Source organism: Alphaproteobacteria bacterium, assembly GCA_016870095.1.
GTDB lineage: Bacteria > Pseudomonadota > Alphaproteobacteria > Paracaedibacterales > VGCI01 > VGCI01.
This window is the reverse complement of record VGCI01000007.1, coordinates 107,757-119,347: the sequence shown is the minus strand read 5'-3', so window position 1 is coordinate 119,347 and position 11,591 is coordinate 107,757. Positions and strand designations below refer to the sequence as shown.

General features: G+C 41.1%; 10 protein-coding genes and 1 tRNA gene. 2 read left to right on the top strand and 9 right to left on the bottom strand.

What is annotated here, in order from left to right:
* Positions 1-530: 530 nt before the first annotated feature.
* Positions 531-1,415, top strand: a complete 885-nt coding sequence (locus FJX03_06685) for a hypothetical protein (protein MBM3633369.1) — start codon at positions 531-533, stop codon at positions 1,413-1,415.
* 562 nt (positions 1,416-1,977) lie between these two features.
* Positions 1,978-3,264 carry a DUF2130 domain-containing protein gene (locus FJX03_06680; protein MBM3633368.1) on the top strand — a complete coding sequence of 429 codons (1,287 nt, stop codon included), beginning with the start codon at positions 1,978-1,980 and terminating at the stop codon, positions 3,262-3,264.
* A gap of 63 nt (positions 3,265-3,327) precedes the next feature.
* Here FJX03_06680 and FJX03_06675 read toward each other — a convergent pair whose 3' ends face one another.
* From FJX03_06675 to FJX03_06635, 9 genes are all read right to left on the bottom strand, one after another.
* Positions 3,328-3,633 (bottom strand): hypothetical protein, encoded by a 306-nt coding sequence (locus FJX03_06675; protein ID MBM3633367.1) that lies wholly within the window; start codon positions 3,631-3,633, stop codon positions 3,328-3,330.
* A gap of 135 nt (positions 3,634-3,768) precedes the next feature.
* Positions 3,769-6,243, bottom strand: a complete 2,475-nt coding sequence (locus FJX03_06670) for a DUF3987 domain-containing protein (GenBank protein MBM3633366.1) — start codon at positions 6,241-6,243, stop codon at positions 3,769-3,771.
* Positions 6,240-6,482, bottom strand: a complete 243-nt coding sequence (locus FJX03_06665) for a helix-turn-helix domain-containing protein (GenBank protein ID MBM3633365.1) — start codon at positions 6,480-6,482, stop codon at positions 6,240-6,242. The genes FJX03_06670 and FJX03_06665 overlap by 4 nt, the downstream gene beginning before the upstream one ends.
* Before the next feature lie 197 nt (positions 6,483-6,679).
* On the bottom strand, positions 6,680-7,522 hold the full coding sequence (locus FJX03_06660; protein ID MBM3633364.1) for a hypothetical protein: 843 nt from the start codon (positions 7,520-7,522) through the stop codon (positions 6,680-6,682).
* Positions 7,523-7,854: 332 nt separating this feature from the next.
* Positions 7,855-7,930, bottom strand: a tRNA-Lys gene (locus FJX03_06655).
* A gap of 184 nt (positions 7,931-8,114) precedes the next feature.
* Positions 8,115-8,918, bottom strand: coding sequence for an RMD1 family protein (locus FJX03_06650; GenBank protein MBM3633363.1), 804 nt, complete (start codon positions 8,916-8,918; stop codon positions 8,115-8,117).
* 102 nt (positions 8,919-9,020) lie between these two features.
* Complete coding sequence (locus tag FJX03_06645) at positions 9,021-9,989, bottom strand: flippase-like domain-containing protein (protein ID MBM3633362.1); 969 nt, start codon at positions 9,987-9,989, stop codon at positions 9,021-9,023.
* A gap of 55 nt (positions 9,990-10,044) precedes the next feature.
* Positions 10,045-10,473 (bottom strand): hypothetical protein, encoded by a 429-nt coding sequence (locus FJX03_06640; GenBank protein MBM3633361.1) that lies wholly within the window; start codon positions 10,471-10,473, stop codon positions 10,045-10,047.
* Between the two features lie 15 nt (positions 10,474-10,488).
* The gene (locus FJX03_06635) at positions 10,489-11,481 is read right to left on the bottom strand and encodes an asparaginase (GenBank protein MBM3633360.1); all 993 of its coding nucleotides are present in this window, start codon (positions 11,479-11,481) and stop codon (positions 10,489-10,491) included.
* Positions 11,482-11,591: the final 110 nt, after the last annotated feature.

Genomic DNA, 11,591 nt, shown 5'->3' with positions numbered 1-11,591 from the left:
AAACAAAAAAATGGGAAGAAAGAGCTCTTAAAAGCCAGAAAATCAAATTAATTTACAAAAACTGAGGGAATACAAGAGGCTATAGATTTAGAAACTAAGCTGAGAAGAGTTCAGTGCAATCGCCATGTTGGAAAATGCGCTCAGTATGAGCTAAGATGTCTTTAGCCATAATTAACCTCGTTCGTTAGTTGTGGTTAGTGGTGTCATCGTGTTAGTCGCACTTTGATACCACGCTTACTCTCGGCTTTGGCACTGCCGCGTCGAGAAGGTTCAGATATTTTGCCGGGTCGGCATACTCATCTCAAACCTATCTTCAAGGTAAAGGGGTGAGAAATATAATTCAAGCAAAAACCTCATTAACACCTTGAAATGAGAAACTTTTTCCTCCCGTGTGACTTGTTGGCCACGGCTGAACAAGGAGTCTTACCATCACCAAGGAAAGTCGCTTATAAAATTCAGATTTCCTCTATTGGGTAAATTATCATAAACTCTATAAATCGCCCGTAGCCTTAACCTTACGGATTAAAAACATGTCATATCCAGACAACAGCCTACATTTTTCACAAACGGTACATGTTTCTAGAGCCATTTTAGAAAAAGAAATGGTCGAAGCGGCCCATCGGCTCAAGTTAAAACTCATTGGGAATATGGCTTTTGGATGGAACAATGATATTGCTGGTAGTGGAGGCCAGCTATGTAAGAATGAAGATGGAAAAGAAGTATGGCTAAAATTAAAAGCTCTAGCTCATTCTCAAACCCCCGCCGATTATGCTCCTTGGCAAGGTTGGAAAGATGCTCAAAGTTTAGATTCAAGAATACCAAAACCTGCTTACTTGGGTTCTATTGAACACTGGCGAAAGGAACAGGTAACCTTTTCTACCCTTTTAATTTCTTATATCAAGGAGCCTATCTGCTCGACCAATCCATGGATCGCAGAACATCATTTCTTAACGGATGAATGGCTATCAAGCTTAAAGAAAACTCTTGGCTTTCTTTCTGTTTATCCAACAAAAAAAGTCAGTGTCAAGCAAGATTTGATTACGCGGCGGATACACGAACGTTTTGGAACAGATATCAACTCCACGATTGACCATTGGGAAACGGTGCATGGAGACCTACATTGGGCAAATCTAACTCAAAAGACTCCGTACATACTCGATTGGGATAAATGGGGCACAGCACCTCAAGGCCTAGAGATTGGATTTCTTTATTGTTTTTCTCTCAACAATCCTTCTGTTTCTCAAAAAATCAAAGAAGCTTTTGCCGAAGACCTTAGCACACAAGATGCTTACAAATCTCTCCTCTTCATTTGCTGTGAACTATTGCGCATGAACGAATTACACAACGACCACCCACATTTAGTCCCTGCTTTGCAGAACTTATCTCATGAGGTTCTTCTAAAAGTCCGAACTTAAATATTTTTGATATATTATGGTTAAGTTTCATTTCAGAGTGCCTTCTTAATTCACCATGCACAGTCGCTTAATGCCCTTATGACAGATTTCATAGAAAGGGGGTGGTTTTGCGATTTAAAGCCAGTATACGACGCTTTAAAGGGGGTTTTTGAGGATGGTGACAAACATAGTTTTGTATTTCACTCTCATTTACCCTCTAAGCGCAAAAACCTCTTTAGGACAGACCATCAATTTGTCCCCCTTCAAAGGCCTAATTTATTCATCAAATTTATTGATTTTTAAAACCAAAATTAGCCACTTTTTAAGATATGTCGCTTGCGACAAAGCGATGTTGCAAAATGCAACGTGTAAGCGCGCATTTCTCAGGCTTTCGAAATGATAGATTGAAAAGGTCAGAAAACTGACTTCTTAATATTCATAAATTTGAAAAATTAGAACGGGGGTTCTAGGGGGGATTTACCCCCTAGCTTATAAACCTTCAAATTGCCAGAAAACTGATAAAAGATTGCCTGTCCATTGAATAACCTTTAAGATTTTTCTAATTATAGAAGGGAATATGCCTATGACCGAACCTACAATTACCTGCCCTGCTTGCAAAACAGAAATCAAGCTTACAGAATCCCTAGCAGCGCCACTTCTCGAATCAACACGCCTTCAATACGAGCAGAAGATCTCTCAAAAAGAAGTTGAGGTCAGCAAACGTGAAGAAGAAATACGAGTTCGACAAGAGACTTTAGTTAAGGCTCAAAATTCTCTCCATGAACAAGTTGAAATCAAACTAAAAGAAGAGCGGGAAAAAATTATTGCCGAAGAAGCAAGGAAAGCTAGGTTTGCCCTTTCACTTGAATTAGAGCAAAAAGCCACTGCGCTTAGTGAACTTCAAGAAGTTCTTAAAGAACGCGATATTAAACTGGGCGAAGCTCAAAAAGCTCAAGCGGAACTTATTCGCAAACAACGTGAGCTCGATGATGCAAAAAGAGAGATGGATTTGACCATTGAGAAGAAAGTGCAAGATTCTCTTACACTCGTTCGTGAGCAAACAACCAAAGAGGTAAGCGAAGTACATAAGCTGAAGATATTAGAATCTCAAACACAAATGGCCGCTATGCAACGCCAAATCGAGGAATTAAAGCAACGTGCTGAACAAGGATCTCAACAGTTGCAAGGAGAAGTTCAAGAACTAGAGCTAGAGGATAATCTTCGCTCATCTTTTCCTCAAGACATTATACAGCCAGTTCCCAAAGGCGAATTTGGGGGAGACGTGATACATCAAGTTTTTGGGTCGTTGGGACAAATGTGCGGGACCATACTTTGGGAATCCAAACGCACAAAGAACTGGAGTGATGCTTGGTTAGTAAAACTGAGAGATGATCAACGATCTGCAAAAGCTGAAATAGCATTGATCATTTCACAAGTTCTTCCAAAGGAATTTGAATCTTTTGGTTTAGTTGATGGCGTTTGGATCGCCAAACCTAAGTACGCAATTCCATTAGCGATGACACTTCGTCATTCTTTAATTGAACTTGCTTCAGCTCGCCAAGCTGGAGAAGGTCAACAAACTAAGACTGAACTAGTTTATCAATATTTGACTGGCCCACGATTCCGCCACAGAGTAGAGGCTATTGTTGAAAAATTTTCAGACATGCAAGATGATTTAGACAGAGAACGAAAAACCATGACACGTCTTTGGGCAAAGAGAGAAGAGCAGATTCGAGGTGTTATAGACGCTACAGCTGGAATGTATGGTGATTTACAAGGGATTGCGGGGAAGACACTTCAGGAAATTGAGGGACTGAACATACCAATGATAGAGGATAATAGAAAAGAAGACAGTACTAAAGAAAACTAACCCAAACTATTTGATGCATCAATCACTACCATTTATTGCGGATAATGATTGATGAGTTTTATTTCAAAGCCTTGCATAGACCGGATTAAATTTTCCACTATTTGGGTTGTATCCTGGAGGATTTGTTGAAAAGATATTGTCAGTTATAATAAGATTTTTTATATCGCTAACTGTAAAACTTTTAAATCCGGGTATCTTACCGGATTCACTCTCGCCTCCAACTTGATAACCTTCTAATGCCGCAATTTGATTGCTAACGTATAATCCACAAGCACAAGGTTGAACAACTCTACATTTATCTTTATACAAAAAAGTAACTTCTCTACGTTCTTGTATTGCAAATTTGAGCTTATCAATTGTTTCTTGCACTTTGCTTATACCCACAAATAATTTATATCATTTCATTATCCGTGAAAATTATTAATATTCAACTAAGAATAGAAAAATGTTTAAGAAGATAGGCAAGGAATTCTAGCCATTTACTCTCATTATTTTGACTATTATTCAAATATTACTTTCCGCACCAACCACCCTAAACCTCTCCTCAGGCCCCTCCTGGACATACCCCATCTGCACCAAATCACCCAGAAGCAGATCAAGGTCTTTGGAGCTTCTGAATTTGGAGTATCTCAAGATAAACCGCCGTTTTAAGGGTTGATCAGAACGGCTGGATTGTTTGCGCATCCACGCCAGTAACTCTTCGGCTTTGGATAGCGTTGGTGCCGCTTCAAAAGTTGTATCCAAAACCATCCCGTAAATGCGTCGGGCGTGAGACTCTAAATATGCGCACCATGCCGCTGCCTTTTGAATTGAGGACAATGTTATCTCTCGTTCCCTTTTCCCATCTGCATTATCAACCACGTGAAAGATGAGCGCCAAGGAGGGCATGAGGCTTCTGAACTTTGATAAATGTTGAAGAATAATCGGATGATCGTTACCATCGAGTTTTTCTTGAAGAGTTTTGAGCCACTCATGAAATGGGATTTGCGCTTCTGGGGAGAGTCGAAAGTAGGGAATGGTATATTGTCCTTCATATAGAGGCTCAGGGGCTTGTGCGCCATAGTCCGTAAATGTCATGGCATCGATGGTTTTACAAATCTCAAACACTCGGCTTTTTGCAACAAGGTCTGGATACTCGTCGACAAGTTTCCATGCTTTTTTATCGGGATAAACGAGCAACTGAAACCGTTGAAGCAGCCCGTCATTATCGAGCTTTTTGATCGCTTTATTCAGATAGGTCGAGATTTTATCCGGTTGTGTTGTTCCCAGAATCGATACACAAATATTTTCCGCATGAACCATGCCTCTCCCAATGCGATCAATGGTATAGGGTTTGTCGCCATTCCAAGCTTCGAGATAAAAACATCGATCGGATTCATGGCCTTTCTTCTCCCAACTCTCCAAGAAACCCATAAGCTCGTCACGAAACACCAGAACTCCACGGGAATTTTTCGAAAGAATTTCCTGCATTTTCTCAACGGTCGTATCACTAACTTTGTAACGCTTGTAAGCGGGTTCAGTAGGGCTGTTTTTGAGATGGGCAGCTAATTCATCTGTCACAAAAGCAAGGTCTTCTTGCTTATTTAAGGCTCCGTCTTTTTGGTCCACAATATCTTTTAATTTTCGCTCTGAGCACCCCTTACCTTCTAGAAAAGCTGTTTTCTCAGCTTCATACTTAATCTTTTTGTCATTGTAATCTTCGGTCGCCTTTGATTCTAAATACCCAAGAGGAAACAGAACCTCCCCACAGACAGGCGTTTTTAATGTCCCCGGATCACCTAAAATTCCGCCCCAAAGGTTGGGCACGACCGTCCAATCATCCTTCTCGTGAGGTTTGACACTACATCTCGCGCCAATCAAACTCGACAGCATCAAAATGGTGGGAATTGCCACAAAATCAATGGGGCATTGACGCCGATAAGCAACATCCTTTATCCAGGGCTGAAGAGATTCAGGCATCATGTCTAACGTAAAGGGGAGAACAGGTAGAAGGGTGCTGGTATTGGGCAAAGGGTCAGGCTCGCTTTCCTTAGTCATTTGTGCACGTTCAAGTTGAGCTTTGACTTCTTCTAAGCCCTCTAAAACATGTAGGTCATTAAAGTCAGTAGGTTTGCTCGTCATTCTTCTAAACTGAGGAAAGACAACAATACACCCGTGTTTAAGGGCAGCCTGTTCCGCTTTTTCTCGCCCAATGTTCACTTCTTTCCAAACATCATCATCCCCCACCATAATGATTGAGCTCATAGGATGAACTCTCTTGAATTCCTCAATAACGGCATCAAGATTCCCCGCATCAAAAGCAATGACCGTTGCTTGATGGGTCGCCATATAGACACTCGCGCCTGTTGCATAACCTTCTGTAACGTAAATCGGCTTACCGTGCTCAAATATGCCAATATGATGGAAACACCCCTTTTTACGCCCTCCCTTCAAAAAGCGTTTTGTGCCATCGGGAGCGATCCACTGAAGGCTCCATAATTTTCCTGCCATATCTTTTATGGGGATGACCAAAGAATCATGGGATGAGCGTATGCCAAAGGCCTCAACTTTTTTGTGACGCAAATAGGGTGAATCCACAACCACAGAAGAGCCATTCCATTGACTCAAAGCTGATAAGCTGCTGCCATGGTGTCTTTGCTGAATTTCATCAGCAAATTTCCTTTTCGCAATTTCAATTTGGTGCTTGAGATTCTCCTTTTCTTCATAAGACAAACTTCCTCTTTCTACGCTCCACTTTTCATGAATGTCTCTACGCCAATCTCCAAAAGCCCCAGCTAATCCATGAAAAACATACCAGCAGTCTTTGTCCCCTCTTTCTTCTGAGGCAAAACGATGGATTATGCCATCGGCGATAAGTTCATCATGAAAATAGATACCCTTCTGAGCCATAGCACCGATGAACTCTTGAGCATATTCCCACTGACTTTTACGAAAACCTTTGGGACCTTGAGCTTCAACTTCCATCGATAAAGCCCTCATTGGTTATCAAAAGAAGAATCGCTCGCCTTCTTTCCCTCAGGTGTTGATTGATTCACTGTCCGTCGCTCAACAAAATCGAGCAAGTCCCCGAACCTATATTTAACGAGCCTCCCAACCTTCACAACGGGGAGCTTATAACGCCGAGATGATTGCCAAATCGCAAGCGTGATCTCCTTCACCCCCAAAAACTCAGCGGCTTCCTTACGACTTAACAATCGATGCTGATTCCAGTCCTCCATAAACGTATTCCTCTCTCTAAATTAATAAAAATGAACAAGGCCAAATATAATTATAGATAAGGAAGTCATTGAAAAAACTTGGATTATTAAATTACCAAGGTGACATCTATGGCGAATTATGTTGATTCACAAAAAGAACTTTTGAGATTGAGTGGCGTTACACTTGCGCAAAAATATTGCGGAGGTCCGGAGTGGTTTTAAGCTACTTTTTGCAGTGAATCATTTATCTTCTGAAGCTTGTGCTCAAAAGGCTCGATGGAAACATGAACATCATCGCTGTTTACCCAGGCTGGAAGAGGCAACAGAGCCTTATCAGGAAACAAGGAGTTCTCTTTAATGTTGGGCGTTTTAAGTTTGAGCAGTTTATTTCTGATCCAGTGGGAGAGACTTAAAAACGCTTCAATGTGTTCAGGCTGAGTTAAAGAAAAAGAAGGATTATCCTCTTTCATATGTTCGTAAGCGGCCACAAAATGACAGACAGATTTATAGATATTCAATTGGACTCCATAGCCCTTTTCCCCACAGAGGGGTGGCTCTCGATCTAATTGCTTCGTCTTCGTCTTCAGAGGAGTATCTCCCAAAATTATCTCAACAGCTTCATTAATACTCGCTCGTGGCTCTTTAAACACCGAGAGCTCATATGTTTTAGCAAGCCGAAGAAGTCCCCATACCAATTGCTCAACGATCTTAAAATTTTTCTTCCTGTCTTCTTGACTCAATCTCTCTTCGATAAGCCATACAGGATAACTGCGTGCATAATTAGCCTTGAAATAACTATCGTCCGGAATCTTGAAAATCATCTTCATGGCATTTAGCTGGTCAGAAGAGGCGCTTCTTTCTTGAGCTTGATGCAAGAAATCCATATTCAAAGACAGAACGATCTTGTCTCGTATCGACTCACATTGGCAAATACCTTCACAAGAACAGTTAGGGGGATAAAGAAGGAATGCCTTAATACGATGCGCGACATCATAAAGGACATAATCATGATACTTGGTTAGAAACTCTGATGAGAAATCCTTATGCTTATTCCAAATCATCAACCTTATCCTTAAAAGTCTGTCGCATGGCGTCGCAAAAGATAATGCGACACTTTCAAACTTCCTTCAACTAGGATTTCTGCGCTTCATCGACAATAATTTTTCTAATGTCGCATTGTCGTGCTGTCGCATTGATGTGGATCAAAGAATATCCAGGGGTTGGAAATTCTGCCGAGTATAAGCCAAGAGGAACTTGGGCAATAAAATGACTTTTGGGATGTATTTGAAAAAATGGCTATTTTTATAAGGCATAACTTGAATTCAAAGTATACCCGGGGTATACCCGAAGAAACTCTCCTTATTGTGCGATCCCCGCTAAACCGCAGGATTCATGGTGGGCCCTGTTGGATTCGAACCAACGACCCTCTGATTAAAAGTCAGATGCTCTACCAACTGAGCTAAGGGCCCCACGTTTTCATGAGATTATCCTCTTTATAAGATGATTCTTGACGCAGGGTCAATGGAAAAGGGAAATATTCTTAAGAAAATCTTTAAATTGCAATAACCTAACGAAAATCTTAAGAATTACCTTCTATTACCTAATCTAATAAAGAGAATTATCTTCCTTTTAAAGACTTAACTGCACGAAAACTTATAAAAGCTTCATAAGCTCATTGCGTAAAACAACAACGACCTCAATTAAAATGAGAAGAATAATTGTCAGCTCAAGTCGCGAAGAATGCCGATGATTTAACTCACTGGACAAAATATCGTAAAGCTCATGAATAACATTTAAGCGACGATTAAGAATATCTAAGCGCGTTTGGATGTCCATATATTCAGAAGCCATAAGATAATAGGGCTCATAGCGGGGTCGTCGCCAAAAGAATTCAGGGGTATCTAAAATATCACTATGGAGGTTTATGGAATTTCTTTCCGCAAATAAGGCCCCAATTTTTTTTGAAAGTTTTTTGCGTGACATGTAGATCTTCCCTTTTCGGGCAAGTTCTTCAGGCAAATGGCGTGTTTTCTCAATAGTATGACTGACAGACTCTTCAAACCATTCTAGTTTGACCGATTGAGATAAACCATGAGATATAGAAAGTTTTATTAAAACATCGTCTGATTCCAGAACGATCTCGTCATCTTCTTCTTCAATAACTGTGGCATTGCCGTAATGAAAAGTCGATTGATCATGAGTAGGGAACATCAAAGGATAACCAACATACGGTCGTAGTTCAGAAAGAATAACGTGTTCTTCCTCCTCTTCTAATCCCCAAAAAATAGCACAGCCGTAAGGAAAGATAAAAACATCGCCGAAAGTTTCATTTTCATTTTCTTTGCGAATATGAACAACGTTATCGTAAAATTTTGGCTCACGCCCCTCTTCTCTTAGGTACTTAGCCAATTCGTCGATATCATAGATATCGCCCACGCAATAATAAGAACACCTCATGTAACACCTTGAGTCATTAATCCTGGTAGGGATTATGACCGAAAATCCCATTTCAACACAACCCCCCTTCATTCGGATTATTTTGTTTAAGGGGTATTTTCCTTACGCAGACGACACAGATGGTTTTAATCGACGCTTGTCTAAAATCCATAATATCAAGCCAGGAAACGCGCTCGCGAGATGCAATGTGCCATAGACAAGAGACATAGCGAGAGCAGTTTCTTGTGGCACACCATAGGCGCCTAAAGCCATCATGATTGCGCCTTCACGCAATCCCCATCCTGCAAATGAGATGGGCAACGATGCAAGTAAAATAACCGCCGGTAAGATAGCGGCCCCCTGTTTCCAAGTCAAAGGAATATCAAAGGCGAACATCAATATTTGCAATCCTAAAATGAGTAAGATACTTGCTATAAAGGAAGTCATGAACATGCTTAAAAACAAAATCCTTTTTTTCAAAGACCTTTGCACCACTTCAATGGCCGAATGAAAGGGCCGGATAAAGAAATATCCTTGCCATCGCTTAGGAAAAAAAAGAAGCAAGGATCCTCCTCCCAGTGTGCCTCCAAGAAGCAACAATGTCAGTAAGAAGGGCCACTTGAGATCAGAATTCAGCAAAGCTTGCCCTTCTAGAGGAATGACGAGTAAACACAAAATCCCAAGGGAAATAAAACCAAATAAACGATCCATAAAAACACTTGTGACAGCCTCATTTAAAGAAGCTCCATAGCGACGTATTGCCAGTATGCGGAAGAAGTCTCCCCCCACTGAACTTGGCAGAAACTGATTAAAACAAGCCCCAATGAAAGTGGCTTCAGTCAAATGACTTAATGGCGGATCCATACCCCCCAACTGAGTCACCAATTGCCAACGTTTCGCGATTGCAAAAAGAGTCAACCAAATTAGAAGCAAAACAACTAACAAAATTCCACCGTTCAGCTCTTTGATAATCTCCCAAACATTAACAATATCAATTTTATTTAGCAGCCAGTAGATTAGACTTCCCGATACGAGGCATTTTAAAACAATGCCCCATGGTACCGAAAAGGATGATGTTTTTTTTTGCATCATTTTATTAGAGTCTCTTCAACATTAATGATTTCACAACTCATAGCCCATTCCCTTATCAAAAACAACGCATTATGAGCGAAATACCTAATCCGAATAGCAGGGCTGGAGCAAAAGGAAAGGTTATCATTTTCCAGCGGTATCGCCAATAAACGCCTAAAATTAATCCCAAAAGACCCGTCATAACTAAAAAAGCAGGAAGTTCTAAAAATTGCAGCCATAGACCACAACTGGGACCTAACAGTAAATCACCAGTACCCATGGTCGGTTTGCATTTAAAAATGGAAAACAGCCCATAACAACTCAGCAAAATAATCACCAAGCTCACCGCAACCCCAATTCCTTCAAGTTCCGGTTCCCAAAACTGTTTCAGAAGACTCGCCCCAAAGAATAAGGCTAAGCCTTTTAGGGGAATGTGCTGGAAACGGACATCTTTAACCACGATATAGACTGAGCTGACTCCCAAAAGAACATACGTCATAACCATATGTTTAATCCCAAATTAGCCGACGAAAGAAATTTCCCCTACAATCTGTTTATTCCATGTTTTAATAGTGGGGTGCGCCCAACGATCCCAAGTGGAATGAGGGGCGACAAGATTATGCTTTGTCAAAATACCCAAGATAGCCACCTCAGCGGCAACCAGATTACCGTCGTCTATTTTCAAAGCAATTCCCCATCCTTTTTCTGGTAAAATGACAGAGAAAACACCATCTGCTCCCATCTTTGCCAAAATTTTCCCTTCAGTACCTAGTGTAATTGCACTGCAGAATCGTCCCGTACCTGCAATCAAATCTGGATGGGTCTGTATAGCCGTAACAATCCTTTGAATACTCTTCGATAGAGCAGGCCTTAACCCTATTGGGTTACTCATTTTCGCCATCCCGTGAGCCAAATTTTTTAACGGCATTCCAATTACCGGGACCTGACAACCATCAATCCCTTTGGGAGCTTCAGTAACACTGATACCGATCATCTCTTCAATCATGCGATTTGTGTGCTGTTGAACAGGATGATCTAAGTGCGTATAACCCGCAACAGGTACTTTCATGTGAAGCGCTTGCGTCACAAATCCTGTATGTTTACCAGAGCAAGCATTATGGGCAGGTGTTAATTTATTGCCCGCACGCACAAATGCCAACATCGTTTCCTGATTCATGGATGCGTGAATGCCACATTCCAAAATATTGCAATCAAAACCCAAGCGTTCAAGCCATTCGTTGACAATGTGTATATGACGCTCTTCCCCATTATGCGAAGCACACGACAGAGCAATTTCAGGAAGTGATAGCTTGTATGCCTCTCCCGCCCCACATTCTAACAGACCAATAGCCTGAATTGGTTTTAAAGCGGAGCGCGGATAAATAGGGCGATCAATATCTCCAACAGAATCAATAATTTGACCAGCTGAATCCATGATAACGTAGGCACCGCGAAAAAAACTTTCTATCATATCTCCGCGGATAATTTGCACCAAAATGGGATTGCTTGACATATTGCCTTCTTCCTAACTCACAAAATTTAAGTATTGTTGATGTGTCCGTCTAAACGAGCAGCTTTTTTTGATTTGGTTCACCGACAATATCGCTTCATTGACAAAACGTC

Coding starts and splice junctions, on each gene's coding strand:
- FJX03_06685 (MBM3633369.1), top strand. CDS start 531: ATGTCATATCCAGACAACAGCCTACATTTTTCACAAACGGTACATGTT.
- FJX03_06680 (MBM3633368.1), top strand. CDS start 1,978: ATGACCGAACCTACAATTACCTGCCCTGCTTGCAAAACAGAAATCAAG.
- FJX03_06670 (MBM3633366.1), bottom strand. CDS start 6,243: ATGAGGGCTTTATCGATGGAAGTTGAAGCTCAAGGTCCCAAAGGTTTT.
- FJX03_06665 (MBM3633365.1), bottom strand. CDS start 6,482: ATGGAGGACTGGAATCAGCATCGATTGTTAAGTCGTAAGGAAGCCGCT.
- FJX03_06660 (MBM3633364.1), bottom strand. CDS start 7,522: ATGATTTGGAATAAGCATAAGGATTTCTCATCAGAGTTTCTAACCAAG.
- FJX03_06650 (MBM3633363.1), bottom strand. CDS start 8,918: ATGAGGTGTTCTTATTATTGCGTGGGCGATATCTATGATATCGACGAA.
- FJX03_06645 (MBM3633362.1), bottom strand. CDS start 9,989: ATGATGCAAAAAAAAACATCATCCTTTTCGGTACCATGGGGCATTGTT.
- FJX03_06640 (MBM3633361.1), bottom strand. CDS start 10,473: ATGGTTATGACGTATGTTCTTTTGGGAGTCAGCTCAGTCTATATCGTG.
- FJX03_06635 (MBM3633360.1), bottom strand. CDS start 11,481: ATGTCAAGCAATCCCATTTTGGTGCAAATTATCCGCGGAGATATGATA.